Source organism: Streptomyces sp. SID11385, from assembly GCF_010548245.1.
GTDB lineage: Bacteria > Actinomycetota > Actinomycetes > Streptomycetales > Streptomycetaceae > Streptomyces.
In genome coordinates, this window is sequence record NZ_JAAGLR010001122.1 from 24,096 (window position 1) to 39,961 (window position 15,866).

Consider the following 15,866-nt stretch of genomic DNA (forward strand, 5'->3'; position numbering starts at 1 on the left):
TCTCCTCCTGGGACGGGGCCGGACTCACGTCCGGTCGGCGGCAGTCGGCACGGTCATGCCGACGCGGCGCAGCAGGCCGGCCGGGTCCGGGAGTCCGCTGCCGCTCGCGCAGCGGTAGCCGTCCGGGCGGACGAGGGCCCAGTGGCCGGCCGGCAGTCGGAGCCTGCGGGCCAGCAGACCCCGCGGATCGGCCACGTCCAAGGGGGACAGGAGGAGGACGACCGGCGTATCCGGGCAGGCGGCGGCATCGGTGAGCAACTCTTTCAGGGCGCGGCGCGGCACCTCGGGCGCGGGGTTGACCCACAGCATCCACCGAGGTTCGCGCAGCCGTTGGGACAGAGCCTCGGGCTCGGTGGTGTCAGCGGCTGCCCACCCGATCCGCTCGCCCGCTCCGGCGCCACCACCCGCCGCGCTGAGCGCACTGTCCGCGTAACCGCGGGTCAGCCCGGACATACCGCCCATGATGCGGTGTTCGATCCACCGCTTGAGCGGCCGCACCCTGCGCAGCACACCCAGCCCGAGGGGCATCAGCGTGGAGAGGGCCGCGCTCCTGAACGCCACCAGCCTGGTGGCCGCCCGGGTCGAGCCCAGGAGCGCCCTGCCGACCGGCACCCGCTCCTGGCCGTAGGTGTCCAGGAGATCGGGCCCGGAGTGCCCCGAGATCACGGCGGCGAGTTTCCAGCCGAGGTTGTAGGCGTCCTGGATCCCGGTGTTCATGCCCTGGCCGGAGGCCGGGCTGTGCACATGTGCCGCGTCGCCCGCCAGGAAGCAGCGGCCGGCTCGCATCGTGGCGATCATGCGCTGCTGAATAGTGAAAACCGATACCCAGGTAGGTTCTTCGACCCGTACCTGCCGGCCCACGGCACGGGAGATCTTGGCGGCGAAGCGGTCGGCCACCTGCCGGGGGCCGTCGTCGGTGACTTCCGCGGTATCCAGCAGCCGCCACTTGCCGGGGTCCGGGAAAGGGATCAGCATGACGGTGCCCTCGCCCGTGTCCATCCAGTGGATGCTGTCGCGCGGCAGGTCGCTGTCGAGGACCGCGTCCGCGATCAGCCAGGTCTCACTGGAGTCGCCGACCAGCGGCAGCTCCAGTTTCCGGCGGACGGTGCTGTGGCCGCCGTCCGTGCCGACCAGCCATCCGGTCCGGAGTGTCTCCGGCTGCCCGTCCGGGCGCCGCAGCCGCGCGGTGACGCCCGTGTCGTCCTGCTCGAAGCCCACCAGTTCGGTGGACCATTCGACAGCGACCCCCCAAGCGGCCAGCCGGTCCCGCAGCACCTCCTCGGTGATCACCTGGTCGACCATCAGGGTGTAGGGGAAGCGGGTGGGGAGCGCGTCGTAATTGGTGTCGAACCGGATCAGCTGTCTGCCGCGCCGGTGCAGGGTGAAGTGCTCCACCCGCTGCCCTCTCGGCAGCAGTTGGTCCGCCACACCCATCTGGTCCCACACCTCCAGCGTCCTGGCGTGGGTGGCCAGGGCCCGGCTGGTGGTCGCCGGGCCCTGGGCCCGGTCGATCAGTCGTACCCGCACGCCGCGACGGGCCAGTTCATGGGCCGCGGTGAGCCCGGCCGGGCCGGCGCCGGCGACCAGTACCTGCGGGGGCACGGAGCGTGTCACAGGGTCCTCCTCCTCGTGTTCTCGGTACCGGCCGGTTCACTGGCCACGTCTGCGGCGGCGCAACATCTCCGCGCGCAGGTAAGGGCGTTGGACCTTGCCGCCTGCCGAGCGCGGTATCTCCTCGACGACTTCGACGAATTCGAGGTGCTCGTAGCGGGGCGCCTCGGTGTTCGCGAAGGCGACGATCTCGTCGATCTGGCGGTCCTCGAAGCCCGGTTCCGGCACCACGAAGGCAGCGGCCACCGCGCCGGCGAACTTGTCGGGGTAGTCGACGACCACGCACTCGGCCACGGCCGGATGCGCACGCAGCCGCTTCTCGATCGCGCCGGGTGAGACGAGCAAGTTGTCCCGTTTGAAGACGTCCTTGATCCGGTCGATCAGCACCAGCCGGCCGTCCGGCTCCATCCGGCCGACGTCACCGGTGGCGAACCAGCCGTCGGCATCGAGGTGCGAACCGGGCTCCTCACCGACGTAACCGAGCATGACCTGTGGCCCGCGCACCCGTACCTCGCCGCTCCGCCCCGGGGGCTGCGGCGCCCCGCTGTCCAGATCGGTCACCATGCACTCGGTCCGTGCCACCGGGAAGCCGACCGACCCGCGCAGCGGGAGGACGGGTTCGTCGGAGTGGGTCAGCGGCGAGGTCTCGGCCAGTCCGTAGCCCTGGAGGACCGGAACCTCGAAGTGCTTGGTCAGCAGGTCGGCCGCGTCGGCCGGCAGCGCGGATCCGCCGGAGGCGATCACGCGCAGTTCCGGAAGCCGGGTCTCCACCAGCCCGGTATGGGTGGCCAGCCGCATAAGCCAGACCGGCATGCTGTAGTAGTGCGTGGCCCGGTGCTCGCGGGCCAGTCCGATCGCGGTGCCGACATCCGGCACCGGGCACAGCACCTGCACGGCACCGCTGAGGATCGCCGGGTTGAGGTGCATCGGGTGGTACGTGGGCAGGTTGACCAGGCTCACCGTCTCCGGGCCCAGCCGGTGGGCCTGCGCGACCTGGAGGGCGTTCACCGTGATGTTGTGGTGCGAGAGGACGACCGCCTTCGGCATCCCGGTGGTCCCGCTCGTGAAGAGTACACAGGCGGGGTCGGCCGGCGCCCGCTCCGGGAGGATGGCTGGTTCCGCGCCCGGCCGGCCGGGGCCGCGGGCCTCGGAAAGGCCCGTGACGAGCATGCCTGCGGGCAGTTGTCCGCGTACTTGCGCCAGTCGCTCGGCGACCTCGGGAGTCGCCAGGACCAGCGCCGCCTCCACTCGCGACAGGTTGTGTGCCAGCATCGGGCCGGGCAGCAGCGGGTTGAGCGGAGCGATCACGTTGCCGCTGCGCAGCACGGCGTAGTACGCGACGACGTAGTCGATACTGAGCTGTGCGGAGACCCCGACCACGGCGCCGGAGCCGCCCAGCCGGGCGCGCAGCCGGTGGGCCAGCCGCCCGACGGCGTCCTCCAGCCCGGCGAAGGTGACCCGGCCGTCCTGATCGATCACGGCGGTCCGGTGCGGCCACCGGTCGGCCGCCCGAGCAAGCATCCGGTCGGCCGGGGCCTCCAGGTGGTGGACGAGGTCGGGGGGCAGCTCGGGGCCCACGGCCACCAGGGGGCCGGGCTCACCGGCCCCGGCGGCACTCACGCGCTCACTCACCGCCGGCCTCCGCGAACTGCTTGGCCAGCGCGAGCGTCGCCGTACTGTTGCCGCCCAGCGCACGCCGGATGAACGACCGGGCCGAGGCCACCGTCGCTTCCGGTCCGAGAACCGAGGTGATCGCGTCTTCCTTCAAGGTCACGGTGTGCCGCGAGACGGCACGCACCTTCGTGCCCTCGGACCGCAGCGACCACTCCCCGGTGTGCGCGCTCATCAGCGCCGGGACCACCGTCTGCTTGTAGACGATCCGGCTCTCGGGAAAGCAGACCCGCACCGACTCGGTGGTGTGCGTCGAACCGTCCCCGGTCCGGGTGTCCATCGCCATCAGCTGCACGCCGGGGACGTCCTCCCGCAGATCCAGCCGTGACACGTGGGGCAGCCGTCGCGGCCACTCCTCGGCGCGGGCGAGGAAGGTGTACACCTGCTCGGCAGGACCGTTGATCTCCACCTCGTCGGTGAAGGTGAAGGTCAGCTCGTCGTTCCTGTCCGCCTGTTCGGCCAGCGCCTTGACGTTGGCCAGTTCCGCGCGGCTGTTGCGGTCGGTCGCCTCGTGGATCCACTGGATACCGGCAGGATCGTCGTCCACCGCGCTGAACTCGTGCAGCAGCGTCAGCGTGCAGGCGGCCGCGCCGGCCGGCTCGACCACCCACTCGCCCCGCATCGAGGCGACCGGCGGGGCCGACGCCTCCTGGCGGAAGACGATCCTGCGGGCCGCCGGGTCGAGGTCGCGCCGGGAGGTCCAGCTCTTCACCTCCCCGTTGGCCGTGGCCCACATCCGCAGCCGCTCCCAGCCGTCGCCGGAGGCCGTCCGCTCGACGTGGATGTTCGGCGGGAAGCGCAGGGGCCAGGCCGTCGCGTCGGCGAGCAGAGCGTAGACCGTGTCGGCCGGGGCATCCACGGTGACGTCGTGAGTGGTGGCATGAGCGGTGGCGTCAGCGCCTGCTCGGCTCGTGGCTTGGGGCTCTTCGGTGCGCACCGGGACGGTTCCCTTCAACGTGTTCGGCGTGTTCGGCGTGTGCGGCATGTTCTGCGGGTCGAGGTGTTCGCCGTGAGGACGTCAGTAATTGCCCAGTCCGCCGCAGACGTTGAGCGCCTGCGCGGTGATCGAGGCGGCCGTGTCGGTGAGCAGGTAGTCGACCAGCCCGGCGACCTCCTCGGGCGTCGAGTAGCGGCCCAGCGGGATCTTGGCCTCGAACCGGGCGAGCACATCGGCCTCGGCGATTCCCCACTGCTCCGCGTAGCCGGCCCGCACGCGCTGGGCCATCGGGGTCTCCACGTAGCCGGGACAGACGGCGTTGACCGTGATGCCGCTCTGGGCGAGTTCCTTGCCCAGAGCCTTGGTGAAGCCGATCACGCCGTGTTTCGCCGCGGAGTACGGGGCGCCGAGCACGACGCCCTGCTTTCCGCCGGTCGACGCGATGTTGACGATGCGCCCGGTGGGGCACTCGCGCATGCGGCCGGTGGTCAGGACCTCCCGCGTCACCAGGAAGACGCTGTTGAGGTTGGTGTCGATGACGTCGTACCAGAGGTCGTCCGCGATGTCCGCGGTGGTTCCGCCGCCGTTCCGCCCCGCGTTGTTGACCAGGACGCTGATCGGTCCGAACTCCTCCGTCGCGGCCGCCACGAGCGCGGCGACCGAGGAACGGGAGCGGACATCGGCGACCGCACCGGCCACCGGATACCCCTCGGCCCGCAGCTCCTTGACCGTCGAGGCCACCGCCTCCTCGTTCCGGGCACACAGGAAGGTGCGCACCCCCCGCCGTCCGAGCGTCCTGGCCACTGCGAGACCGATTCCGCTGGTGCCGCCGGTGACCAGGGCGACATGACTGGTGCCGTCCATACGTGAGCCCTCCTCCGTGCTGTGTGATCCGCGGGGCCCAGCGTGCCGGGCGCCGCTGGAGCGGCGGCGGAAGGGCGCTGGACCGCTGGGGTGTTCAGCCCGTCTCCAGGCTGCTTCGAGCAGCCGCGGTCAGCCTGGGAGAGCACGAGGCCGGAAACGGAACATCAGGACAGAGGTCTGACATGACGGTTCAGCAGGACCCCCGACTCGGCGCCTTCGCCGCGGACCACCTCGCGATACAGAATTTCTACGCACGTCAGATGCACTGCCTGGACGAGGGACGGGTGGACGACTGGGCGGCCACCTTCACCCCGGACGGCACGTTCGCCGCCAACGCCCACCCCGAGCCGTACACGGGTCGCCCGGCGATCGCCGAGGGAGCGCGCGCGGCGCACCGGGCACTGCGGGAGGCGGGGGTGCGCAGGCGTCACTGGCTCGGCATGCTCGCGGTGGAGCCGCGGGCCGACGGTTCCGTGTTCGCACGTTCCTACGCGCAGATCCTGGAGATCCCCTCGGGCGGCCCGGCCCGGCTGCTGCTGAGCACGACCTGTGAGGACGTCCTCGTCCGCGACGGGGGGTCCTGGCTCGTGCGGGACCGCCAGGTCCGCCGCGACGACCTGACCTGAGCCTGCCGGGCTCGCGCGTCCCGTACCCGAAGTACCGGGGCCCACCTGCCGTTCGCGGCGAGTGGGCCCCGGCGCGTCGGGGCTCCGCGCACTCAGCGGCTGCCGACACGGACCGCGCTGTCCAGTCCTGGGTCGCTGGCCAGTATCGCCTGCTGGACCGCCCGCAGTTCGGTGCACGGCTCCAGTCCCAGCTCGTCGATCAGGAGCTGCCGGCCCTTCTGGTAGATCGACAGCGCCTCGTGCCGGCGTCCGCACCGGTACAGGGCCACCATGTACTGCGCCCGCACGTTCTCGTTGAAGGCGTGTTCGGCGGTCAGGGCGGCGAGTTCGCTGAGCACCCGGTGGTGGAAGCCCTGTCGCAGGTCCGCCTCGATCCGCTGCTCCAGCACGGTGGCCCGCGAGTTCTCCAGCCGCAGCACCTCGGTCTCCAGCAGCGGACCCGCCTGCACATCGACCAGGGCTTCGCCCTGCCACAGGCACAGTGCCCCGCTGAGCAGTTCGGAGGCCCGCTTGTCATGGCCGGCCTGCAGCGCCGCCTCGCCCTCCTCGGTGAAGCGACGGTAGGCGTCGAGGTCCCGGCAGTCCGGCTCCATCCGGAACATGTAGCCGGTGGGACAGGTGGTCAGCACCTGTTTCGCGTCCGGTTCCGCGCCGCCGGCGGCCTGTGTCAGCAGCTTGCGCACCTGGAGGATGTAGGTCTGGAGGGTGGTGAGCGCGCTGCGCGGCGGATGCTCTCCCCACAGCTCCTTCTGGAACGCGTGCGTGGAGACGACCTTGTTGGGGTTCAGCAGAAGCAGTGCCAGCACTTTGCGCGGCTTCGCCGCCGACGGGACGAACGACCTCCCGTTGACCTCTGCGCAGAGCGGGCCGAGAAGACGGATATCCATGGTTCGCCTTTCCTGACGTGCCGGTCCCCGGCCTCCGCGTGACGTGTCCGCGTTTGCGCGAGACGTGCCGGGAGGCGTCGGGGCATGAGTGGGCGCAACACCGGGCGCCGGTTCGGGGAACGAGGTGGCGCGGTGGCAGGGGGGGGACGGTCGGGAAGCCTCGGCGAGGCAGGGGCAGGTGCGGCTCCGGTCCGCGGTGGAGCAAGGGCCGAGGCCGGGTGGGCGTCGCCGCGGCGGAGGCGGCCCGGTCAAGGGCCGGTCGGCAACAGGTCGGTGAGTGTGCCGGCACCGGGCCGAGGGGGCGTGGTCAGCGGTTGATCTCCATCTGCGCCATCATGCCCATCGCCGAGTGTTCGAGCAGGTGGCAGTGGTAGAGGTAGCGCCCGGTGTGGTTGTCGAAGGTGACCTGCAGGCGCACGTCCCCGCCCTTCGGTACGGCCACGGTGTCCTTCCAGCCGGTCTCGTGGCCGTGTACCGGCTTGCCGTTGCGCTCCAGCACCCGGAAGTGCACGCCGTGCAGGTGCATGTTGTGCCGGAAGGGCGTGGCCGTATCCCGGTTCTCGATGTGCCAGGTCTCGGTGTCCCCGAACCTGATCCGCTGGTCGATCCGGTCGGGGTCGAACGTCCGTCCGTCCATGGTCACCCCGCCGCTCTCCAGGTCGAAATCCATGACGACCTTCCGGTTCACCGTGGGGGTGCGCAGCGGCGGCAGCACGGACAGTTTTGACGGTACGCGGCTGAAGTCGGCCGTCCTGGCGCCGACGTCGAAGCGCATCACCGAGCGGGTGGCCGCGTCGGCCTCCTCGTCCACGTTCTCCAGGACCACGGCCGTGCCCGGGGCGAACGCGGCGAAGTCCACGACCACCTCGGCCCGTTCGCCGGGCGAGAGCAGGACGGTCCCGGCGGGGACCGGGGCGGCCAGCAGACCGCCGTCGGAGGCGATCTGCACCAGTGGGTCGCCGGTGCTCAGGCGGAGGGCGAAGTGCCGTCCGTTCGAGCAGTTCATCAGGCGCAGCCGGTACCTGCGTCCGGACACCCGGAAGTAGGGTTGCGGTCGTCCGTTGACCAGGACGACGTTCCGGTCGGCCACCTCGTCGATCAGGCTGAACCCGAGCCGTCCCTCGGTGTCGAGGCGTACGTCGCGGAGCATCAGCGTCACGTCCTGGGGGCCGTGCGGCAGGCCGAGCAGCGATTCCAGCGGATCATGGACAAGGTAGGCGCCCGCCAGTCCGCGGTAGACCGATTCGGCCTCGCTCATGTGGGCGTGGTCGTGGTACCAGAGCGTGGCGGCGGGCTGGGAGTTGACGTACCGGTACTCCCGGCTCGCCCCCGGTTCGATGGTGTCCATCGGGTAGCCGTCCTGGTCGGCGGGCACGTGGCCACCGTGCAGATGCGTGGCGATGGGCAGGGACAGCGCGTTGGTGTACCGGATCGCGGTCTCCCGTCCGCGGAGTGCCCTGATGGTGGGGCCGGGAAAGGACCCGCCATAGGTCAGCACGGGGGTGTCCACCCCGGGAAGGATCTCTGCCGTCGCCTCTTGGACGGTGACCTCGTAGTGGTCCGCCGTCGGCGTCCGGCGCACCGGCCGCAGCAACGGTGGCACGGACAGCGGGACGGAGAAGGGGGCGGGCGCGGATGACGGCGAAGGGCTTGCCGCCGCGCGCGTACCGCTCGGCAGCACCCCGCAGGCCGCCGTTCCGGCTGCCGCGCCCAGCTTGATCAGGTTCCGTCGGTTCAGCGTCATCGCTTTCACACACCTTGTGAGGTCGTGGTCAGTCGCTCAGGTCCTGCTCGGTCAGCCCGCCGTCCCGGGCCAGTCGCTCCAGCCGGTGCACCACCCGGCCCAGCGGGGGACGCTGCGCGTTCTCCTGCTCCAGCGCGGCCGCCGCCGCCCGCGGTTCCGGGTCACCGACGATCCGGGCGACCGCGCGGTGGATGTCCTCGGCGGTGGCCTCGAGTCCCGCGAGCGCCACGCCGGAACCGCCCCGGGAGAACCTGCGACCGATCTCGACGCCGTCGTCCGTCAGGCCCAATGCCAGCTGGGGGACGCCCAGCCCGGTCATCATCGGGTTGACGCTGCCCTGGTGGATCAGGGCGTCACAGCCGGGCAGCAGCAGACGCAGCGGGAAATCCCGCAGCACGCGCACCGATCCGGGCATCGGGCCGAGCGCCTCGGCCTGCTCCGCACTCGCGGTGAGCAGCAGCTCCGCACCGGTCGCCAGCACCGCGTCCACCGCGTGCCGCAGCACGGGTGCCTCGGTGCCGAAGATGTTCCGCGCCGAGTTGCTCCACACCAGGCACACCCGGGTACGAGGCGCGGGTTCCAGCAGCCACGGTTCCTGGTGGCCGGGCCCGTTGTAGGGCACGTAGCGGACGGGCAGCGTCAGCGCGTTCCCGTGCGGCGGCGCGATGCTCCCCGGCGTCGGGTCGATGGTGTACTCCACGGCGCCGCGGCCCGCGCCGGCGGGACCCGGGGCGGACTGGCCCGGCGGGGTGGTCCCCAGGGGTGCGACGCCATGGCGCTCGAAGGCGCCGGTGGGGTCCGCCAGGGCCGCCTCCTGGCTGCCGAACATCCCCGGGGAGTGGAAAACGGCCGGCACACCCGCCACTCTGGCGGCCAGCACTCCCTCCGGCGTCATGAGGTCGTGCACCACCAGATCGGGACGCCAGACGCGAGCGAAAGCCGCCGCCGCGTCGCAGTTGCGGCCCAGCACCGCGTGGTGCGCGGCTCTGATCCGGGGTTCCTGCACCGCCACGTCGAACTCGGCGAGGGACTTCACCGGCGCGCCCGTGAGCGGGTGCAGCGGCGGCGGGCCGGTGAACGTCCCGGGACTGCGCACCGCCTCGGCGTACCGGGCGAGCCGCTCCAGCCGCATGGTGTCGAAGTCCTCCAGCACCGGTGCCGGCACCAGGCCCGCACCGCCCAGAGCGCCCGCCTGAGACGGCGGACAGGCCACCCGCACCTCGTGACCGGCCGCCTGGAGTGCCCAACCGAGCGGTATCAGGCTGAAGTAGACGCCCTTCCAGCCCGTCACCGTGAACAGCACACGCATCTCGTCTCCGTCCGACCGCTCCCACGTGTGCCAGGGAGGCTACGAGTGGCCGGTAGAGCCGCGTTGGAGCGGGGACTTGAGGGATTCTCGAATGCGCGGTCCGACCCTGGTCCCCGTACACCAGAGCGGGAGGAGAGCGCGAATGCCGGACAGGGACCGTCGTCGACGCGTGTTGTTCGCCGCGTCGGACTGGCCGGGGCACCACTTCTGCATGGTGCCTCTGGCCTGGGCCATGCAGGCAGCCGGCCACGACGTGGCAGTGGCCTGCCCGCCGGGGCGGGCGGCCTCGCTCCAGGCGGCCGGGCTGATCCCGGCACCGGTCCTCTCCGCCGTCGACATGGTGACGACGGCGCGGATGTTCACGTATCTCGCCGCCGTCAACGGCGAGCAGCCGGGGACGATGCCGCTGCACCCCTACACCGGCCGGCCCGTGCGCGGGCTCGCCGAGTTCGATGTCGTCGCGGAGCTGCCGGCCTTCCAGGAACGCTCCCACGAGATGCTGCGCCGCAGCTTCGACGGCATGGTCGCCTTCGCCCGTGCCTGGCGGCCGGACCTCGTGCTGCACGATCTGACCGCGCCGGAGGGCGCACTCGCCGCGGAACTGCTGCACGTGCCCTCGGTCTACCACCCGCCGGGGCTGTTCGGCACCGCTGAGACGGAACCGGGGGTGGACCTCGGGGACGGGGACCCCTCGGGTTCCTTCCCGCGCTACGGGCTCCCTCGCTGGAACACCGGCCACGTGCGCTACGTCGTGGATCCCTCACCGGCCACGATCCGCCCGCCGCACACGGACGCCCTGTTCATGGGCGTCCGCTACATCCCCTACAACGGCGCCGGCGGGATTCCCGAGGACCTCTCCCGGCCGTCCGATCGGCCCCGGGTCTGCGTGCTGTGGGGCCGGTCCGCCGCCTTCGACGACACGGGCCTCCCGGCGCTGCGCTCGGCTCTGGAGGCCGTACTCGACCAGGGTGCCGAGGTGCTGCTCGCCACGAGCGGCGAGCAGCACGACGTCGCGGCGAGGCTGCCCCCGCGGATCCGCGTCGTGCACGACCTGCCGCTCCGGCTGCTGCTCGCCCACAGCCGCGCGCTGATCCATCACGGCAGCGTCAACGCCCTGCTCACGGCGGCCGCGCTGGGTGTTCCCCAGCTCGCCCTGCCACGTACCGCGGACACCGAGGTCGTCAGCGCGCGAATGACGGCCACCGGTGCCGTCAGATCGCTGCCGGTCCGAAAGGCGGATCCCGGCGAAGTGGGCGCGGCCGTGGCGGAACTGCTGGCTGACGGGCCGCACCGGCAGGCGGCCGGGGAGCTGCGCACGGTGATCGCCGCCCAGCCCAGCCCCGCCGAACTGGTGCGCCCGCTGGAGCTGTTGGCCGCACGGGGCGGGCTGGACAAGGCTGGTCTCGACGCGGCGCGGGGAAACTCACCGCGGTGAGGCGAGCTCTCCCGCGGGCGCCGATGCCCACCGGGCGCAGACCTCCGCCGGCGTCGGCATCGCGTCCCGTTCGGCCCGCACGGCGGCGACGGCCGCGCGGTAGCGGCCGTCGCCGAGCACCGAGAGCAGGGCGTCCCGTACGGCGCCGCCGTCGGCCTCCGGGTCGACGACGACACCCGCGCCCGCCTGTTCCACCCGGTAGGCGATCTCCGTGTGCGGTGGCGACTGCGGCAGGATCACCTGCGGAACACCGGCGTGCACGGCCGTCATGGCCGTTCCCGCGCCGCCGTGGTGGATCACGGCGTCGCAGCTCGGCAACAGCTGGTGGAAGGGCGGGGACTCGGCGAAGCGGGCTCCTCCCGGAAGACCGGCCGCGAGGTCCCGCTGGTCCGCGGTCCCCGCCAGCACGACCTCGATGTCCAGGCCGGCCAACGGCCCCACGAACGCGCGCATCGCGTCGGCGGCGGTCTCCTTGTCGAAGCCACCGAGTGCCAGCCCGCTCGTCACGCAGACACGGGGCCGCTGCGAACGCGTGCGGAGCCACGGCGGCAGCGCACCCGACCCGTTGTAGGGCACGTAGCGCATCGGGATCTCCGTCTGTCCGAGGGACGCCGGAACCGTCATGGCCGGTGGGGCCAGCTGGATCATGCGATCCGAGCAGGGCCTCGGGGGGAGGCCGAAACGTGCGAAGAGCGCGGTGTACTCCGGGCGCAAGCCGCCGGTGCGGCCCGTCCGTTCGGTGTGGGCCATGGTCGCCACCTCCCACCCGTGCGACACGTGCGGCACGCCGACCGCCGCGGCGGCGACCGGCCCGGCGTGGCAGAGGACATCGCACACCACCACGTCCGGACGCCAGTGGCGGGCGAAGGCGACCAGGTCCTCCACCATGCCCGCGGCCTTGTGCAGTTGCTTGCCCGCGGTGAATTCCAGTACGGCGCTCTGCGTCTCGTCCAGCAGCTCGGGCCGGGATGTCCAGCCCGCGGGCCACGGCCGGTCGCTGCCCCAGTCGCGGGAGAAGCGCGGCGGCCCCTTGCGCACCGCCTCGGTGGCGTCGCCGACCGGAACGGCCGGCAGTCCGGTCCGGTGGACGGCCGGCAGGCAGTAGGGCGGGGCGGCGACCACGACCTCCATGCCCGCTGCCCGGCAGGCCCAGGCGGTGGGCACCATGGGGAAGAGGTGTCCCGCGGCGGACCAGGTCGCGAACAGCGCCCGCCGGGGGCGACCGGCTGCCGGACGTCCGCGCTCACCGGCCACCGGACACCTCCAGTACCTGGCCGCTGATGTTCCCGTTGGCGCCCGAGCCGAGGAACAGCACGGCCGCCGCCACATCGCCGGGCTCGCTGAGGCGGCCGGTCGCCGTCCGCGCGCGTTCGCCCTCCCGCAGAGCGGCCGGCAGTTGCTGCCGGACGCCCTCCGTGCGGGTCAGTCCGGGCGCCACCACGTTGACCAGGACACCCTCCTTCCCGGCCTCCCAGGCCAGGCTGCGGGCGAAGCCGTGCAGGCCCGACTTGACGGCCGCATAGGTCTCCTGACCGCGGCGACCGTGTCCGACGATGTGCGAGGAGAGGTAGACGACGCGTCCCCACCGCCGGCCGCGCATGTCCGGCAGCACGGCCTGGGTCAGGGCCATGGTGGCGATGAGATTGTCGGTGATCGTCGCCTGCCATTCGGCGGCGGCCACCTGCTCGAAGCTCTGTCCGGCAGGGCGTCTGCCGGTGCGGTGGTAGGCGTTGGCCACCAGGACGTCGACACCGCCCCAGCGCTGCCGCACCTCGTCCAGGGCGGCCCGCGCCGAGTCGGGCTCGTCGAGGGCGTAGCGGACCGCCATGGCCCGCTCGGAGCCGAGTCCGGCGGCCGCGCGCTCGGCGGCTTCCTCGTCGTTGCGGTAGGTGAGGGCCACCCGGGCCCCCTCCGCCGCGAATGCCTCCGCGACCGCGGCTCCGATCCCCCGGGTTCCCCCGGTGACCAGCACCACTCGGTCGTTGAGTGCGGAATCCATGGGCGCCTCCGGTGCTCTCGTCGGGCCGTACCGGGGGGTACGGCTCAGGAGGCGGAAGCCTCCTCGCTCGGGGCATCGTCCGCGGGCGCGCTGGAGCACCGCTCGTGCGGCGTTCGACCGGGCGGGCGGCCAGGGGACCGGGCGGTCAGCCGGGAGTCCAGCCGGATTCCAGCACCTCGTCCTACGTTCTCCGCAGGCCCGGCCGGGCCTGGACACGAGGACGGGAGAATGAGATGCCGCACGAGGATTCCCCGGGAGCAGCGGAGGAGTTCGGTTCACTGCTCTTCTCGGTGCTGTCGTTCCGGGTGTACGCCACCGCCGTACGCCTGGGCATCCCCGAAGCCATCGGCGAGGAGGTGCGTACGGGCGCCGAGATCGCCGCGGCGACCGGGACCGACGAGCCGGCCCTGCAGCGACTGCTGCGGGCACTGGCCGGCCAGCGGCTGGTGGAGTCCCGGGGCGAGGACGCCTGGGCGCTGACCGGCTCGGGCCGTCAGCTCCTGCCCGGTGTACCGGGGTCGGCACGCGACATGGTGCTGTTCTACGGCGATCCGCTGACCTGGCAGACCTTCGGCGCGCTCGAAGCGACGGTGCGCACCGGACGGACCGCGTTCACCGAGGTGACGGGCTCCGCCTTCTTCGACCACTTCGCCGCCGACGACGTGTACGCCCGCAGGTACCACGCGGCCATGCGCGCGGGTTCGCAGATGCTCGCCCCGCTGGTCGTGCACGGCTACACCTGGGACAAGGCCGCCACCATCGTGGACGTGGGCGGCGGCGACGGCACCACGCTCGCCGCCGTGCTGGCGGCCCATCCCACCGCGCGCGGCACGCTGTTCGACACGGCGGAGGCCCTGCGGGACAGCACCGGTGTCCTGGAGGCGGCCGGCGTGGCGGACCGCGTGGAGCTGGTGACGGGCGACTTCCGCACCTCTGTGCCGGAGGGCGGCGACCTGTACCTGCTCAAGAACGTGCTGCACGAGTGGGACGACGAGGACTGCGTGCACGTGCTGCGTTCCTGCGCGGCGGCCGCCGCTCCGGGAGGCAGCGTCGTCGTCGTGGCCTCGCTGCTGCCGGACGCGGAGGAGCGGATGGACCCGGCCGCCACGATGTATGCGGTCGTCAGCGACATCCAGCTCATGTGCCTGAGCGGCAAGGAGCGGAGCCGGTCCGGTTACCGGGAACTGTTCGAGCGGGCCGGCCTGACGCTGTCCGAGGTACGGCCGCTGCCCTTCCTGCCCAATTACCACGTGCTGGTGGCGACCGCGGCCTGAGCCCGTGGGGCGTCGGCCGCGGGGCCGGGGTCAGTCAGTGCAGGGCGTGCAGCAGTGCGATCAGCGTCCGGGCCTGCATGTTCAGGTAGTAGCTGTGCTCCAGCAGCCGCTGCACCTGCGCCACTGTGACCCAGGTGAACGCGGGGGGCACGTCGAGCGGGAAGTCCTCACCGACATCGATGACCAGGTACCGGTTCTCCGCGTCCAGGAAGCGGGCCCCCTCCTCGCACATCCTCACCTCGCAACGGACCCGGTCCCCGGGCATCGCGAGGGCCGCGTCCAGGAAGTGCGGCCGCGGCCACCCGGGGCGGCCCTCGTGGTTGCTGGGTGTGCACTGCACCGTCGGGCGGAACTCGGCGACGTCCAGCGATCCCGCCTCCACCCGGGCTTCGAGCAGGACGTGCAGTACGCCGTCGATGCTGCGGGTGAAGAGCGCGGACAGACCACCGGGCACGGGGGCCAGGAGCGGCTGCGTCCAGTGGGCGACCTCCCTGCTGCGCGCCGTCACCTCGGCGCCGACGACGGCGAAGTAACGGCCGTCCGGACGGGATATCTCCTCGTCCAGCCGCTGCCATCCGGCTACTTCGGACAGCGGAACGGTGCGCTGTCCCACCTCGTGCAGGGCCTTGACGGCGGTCAGCCGGCTGATGACCTCGGGCAGCCGGTGCCGGCTGGCGGCCTGTTCGTCCAGGGACTTCAGCAGCGCCGCCCGGAAACGCGACTGCCGGTGGCCGGCTTCCCCTTCTTCCGGCGCCCGCTCCGGCAGGCAGGCCAGGACCGAGCAGGTCTCCATGCTCAGCAGGTGGTCGCGGGACATCAGGCGTCGCAGCTGCCCCAGCGTGAGCCAGCAGAAGTCACCTCCGGACGGGATGTCGGCGGTGGACTCGACCACCAGGTGCCGGTTGCGCTTGCGCAGGAACCACGCGCTGCGCTCGGACTGGAGGTTGTCCAGGAGCACCTGCTCGGGAGGGGGGGCGAGGAAGTACTCGACATAGGGGATGGACCGCCCGTTGTGGACGCCGGTGTAGTTGCTGCGGGTGGCCTGGACCGTGGGCGAGATCCGAACCGCTCCCGGGTTGCCCGGTTCCGCCTTGGCCTGCACCAGGAAGTGCAGGACGCCGGCCAGCTCGCGGACCACGAAGCCGAGGATGCCGATCTCGCGCTGGACCAGGACGGGCTGCTCCCACGGCGGGCTGTCCCCGTCCGGCTGGACGCGCAGGCCCTCGACCGAGAAGAAGCGGCCGCTGCGGTGTGTCAGCGCCCCGGTGTCCGGGTCGAATCCCCAGCCCGACATCCGGGAGAAGGGGATGCGGGTCACCACGAAACCGGCCCGTCGGCGCTTTTGCGCGAACCACTGCTCGAAGCGGTGGTTGGGGGTCACGGTGCTGTCCGTCGTCCGCGCGGAGAGGGCGAACCGCCGGGCGGCCTCCTCCCGGCTCGCCGTTTCCGGGGCGGAACTGCGCATCGGGTGCCTCCCAGTCGTCTGCACGTGCCGGAAGGATCGGGTAC

The 15,866-nt window shown here is 72.1% G+C and carries 13 protein-coding genes; 3 read left to right on the top strand and 10 right to left on the bottom strand.

Translation table 11 applies throughout. From position 1 onward, the window contains the following. Nucleotides 1-24 precede the first annotated feature (24 nt). From G3I42_RS34120 to G3I42_RS34135, 4 genes are all read right to left on the bottom strand, one after another. On the bottom strand, nucleotides 25-1,614 hold the full coding sequence (locus tag G3I42_RS34120; RefSeq protein ID WP_343244740.1) for an FAD-dependent oxidoreductase: 1,590 nt from the start codon (nucleotides 1,612-1,614) through the stop codon (nucleotides 25-27). Nucleotides 1,615-1,650: 36 nt separating this feature from the next. After that, entirely contained in the window at nucleotides 1,651-3,243 is a 1,593-nt protein-coding gene (locus tag G3I42_RS34125; RefSeq protein WP_164291531.1) for a class I adenylate-forming enzyme family protein, read from the bottom strand. Next, entirely contained in the window at nucleotides 3,236-4,219 is a 984-nt protein-coding gene (locus G3I42_RS34130) for an aromatase/cyclase (RefSeq protein WP_343244741.1), read from the bottom strand. The genes G3I42_RS34125 and G3I42_RS34130 overlap by 8 nt, the downstream gene beginning before the upstream one ends. An 81-nt stretch (nucleotides 4,220-4,300) precedes the next feature. Continuing rightward, nucleotides 4,301-5,083, bottom strand: a complete 783-nt coding sequence (locus G3I42_RS34135) for an SDR family NAD(P)-dependent oxidoreductase (protein ID WP_164291533.1) — start codon at nucleotides 5,081-5,083, stop codon at nucleotides 4,301-4,303. Nucleotides 5,084-5,265: 182 nt separating this feature from the next. Between G3I42_RS34135 and G3I42_RS34140 the strand changes: the two genes are divergently transcribed. Continuing rightward, on the top strand, nucleotides 5,266-5,709 hold the full coding sequence (locus G3I42_RS34140) for a nuclear transport factor 2 family protein (protein ID WP_164291534.1): 444 nt from the start codon (nucleotides 5,266-5,268) through the stop codon (nucleotides 5,707-5,709). Between the two features lie 92 nt (nucleotides 5,710-5,801). Here G3I42_RS34140 and G3I42_RS34145 read toward each other — a convergent pair whose 3' ends face one another. From G3I42_RS34145 to G3I42_RS34155, 3 genes are all read right to left on the bottom strand, one after another. Continuing rightward, the gene (locus G3I42_RS34145) at nucleotides 5,802-6,596 is read right to left on the bottom strand and encodes an AfsR/SARP family transcriptional regulator (protein ID WP_164291535.1); all 795 of its coding nucleotides are present in this window, start codon (nucleotides 6,594-6,596) and stop codon (nucleotides 5,802-5,804) included. Between the two features lie 307 nt (nucleotides 6,597-6,903). Further along, nucleotides 6,904-8,340, bottom strand: coding sequence for a multicopper oxidase family protein (locus tag G3I42_RS34150; RefSeq protein ID WP_164291536.1), 1,437 nt, complete (start codon nucleotides 8,338-8,340; stop codon nucleotides 6,904-6,906). A 28-nt stretch (nucleotides 8,341-8,368) separates the two neighbouring features. Then, entirely contained in the window at nucleotides 8,369-9,649 is a 1,281-nt protein-coding gene (locus G3I42_RS34155) for a nucleotide disphospho-sugar-binding domain-containing protein (protein ID WP_164291537.1), read from the bottom strand. A 142-nt stretch (nucleotides 9,650-9,791) separates the two neighbouring features. Here G3I42_RS34155 and G3I42_RS34160 point away from each other — a divergent pair, with 142 nt between their 5' ends. Next, a complete protein-coding gene (locus G3I42_RS34160) occupies nucleotides 9,792-11,084 on the top strand; it encodes a nucleotide disphospho-sugar-binding domain-containing protein (RefSeq protein ID WP_164291538.1) in 1,293 nt (430 codons plus the stop codon). Here G3I42_RS34160 and G3I42_RS34165 read toward each other — a convergent pair. Together G3I42_RS34165 and G3I42_RS34170 are read right to left on the bottom strand one after the other, a co-directional pair. Continuing rightward, the gene (locus G3I42_RS34165; RefSeq protein ID WP_164291539.1) at nucleotides 11,073-12,251 is read right to left on the bottom strand and encodes a nucleotide disphospho-sugar-binding domain-containing protein; all 1,179 of its coding nucleotides are present in this window, start codon (nucleotides 12,249-12,251) and stop codon (nucleotides 11,073-11,075) included. The genes G3I42_RS34160 and G3I42_RS34165 overlap by 12 nt on opposite strands. Before the next feature lie 76 nt (nucleotides 12,252-12,327). Next, nucleotides 12,328-13,083, bottom strand: coding sequence for an SDR family oxidoreductase (locus G3I42_RS34170; protein ID WP_164291540.1), 756 nt, complete (start codon nucleotides 13,081-13,083; stop codon nucleotides 12,328-12,330). 233 nt (nucleotides 13,084-13,316) lie between these two features. On the opposite strand from G3I42_RS34170, the gene G3I42_RS34175 reads away from it, so the two are divergent. Then, on the top strand, nucleotides 13,317-14,357 hold the full coding sequence (locus tag G3I42_RS34175; protein WP_164291541.1) for a methyltransferase: 1,041 nt from the start codon (nucleotides 13,317-13,319) through the stop codon (nucleotides 14,355-14,357). Between the two features lie 34 nt (nucleotides 14,358-14,391). On the opposite strand, the gene G3I42_RS34180 is transcribed toward G3I42_RS34175, so the two are convergent. Next, a complete protein-coding gene (locus G3I42_RS34180; RefSeq protein WP_164291542.1) occupies nucleotides 14,392-15,822 on the bottom strand; it encodes an NDP-hexose 2,3-dehydratase family protein in 1,431 nt (476 codons plus the stop codon). Between the last annotated feature and the right edge of the window lie 44 nt (nucleotides 15,823-15,866).

Bases quoted from the DNA above. Each gene is read 5' to 3' on its own strand.
- G3I42_RS34140 (WP_164291534.1), top strand. From the start codon at position 5,266: ATGACGGTTCAGCAGGACCCCCGACTCGGCGCCTTCGCCGCGGACCAC.
- G3I42_RS34145 (WP_164291535.1), bottom strand. From the start codon at position 6,596: ATGGATATCCGTCTTCTCGGCCCGCTCTGCGCAGAGGTCAACGGGAGG.
- G3I42_RS34170 (WP_164291540.1), bottom strand. From the start codon at position 13,083: ATGGATTCCGCACTCAACGACCGAGTGGTGCTGGTCACCGGGGGAACC.
- G3I42_RS34150 (WP_164291536.1), bottom strand. From the start codon at position 8,340: ATGACGCTGAACCGACGGAACCTGATCAAGCTGGGCGCGGCAGCCGGA.
- G3I42_RS34135 (WP_164291533.1), bottom strand. From the start codon at position 5,083: ATGGACGGCACCAGTCATGTCGCCCTGGTCACCGGCGGCACCAGCGGA.
- G3I42_RS34175 (WP_164291541.1), top strand. From the start codon at position 13,317: ATGCCGCACGAGGATTCCCCGGGAGCAGCGGAGGAGTTCGGTTCACTG.
- G3I42_RS34155 (WP_164291537.1), bottom strand. From the start codon at position 9,649: ATGCGTGTGCTGTTCACGGTGACGGGCTGGAAGGGCGTCTACTTCAGC.
- G3I42_RS34160 (WP_164291538.1), top strand. From the start codon at position 9,792: ATGCCGGACAGGGACCGTCGTCGACGCGTGTTGTTCGCCGCGTCGGAC.
- G3I42_RS34180 (WP_164291542.1), bottom strand. From the start codon at position 15,822: ATGCGCAGTTCCGCCCCGGAAACGGCGAGCCGGGAGGAGGCCGCCCGG.
- G3I42_RS34165 (WP_164291539.1), bottom strand. From the start codon at position 12,251: ATGGTGCCCACCGCCTGGGCCTGCCGGGCAGCGGGCATGGAGGTCGTG.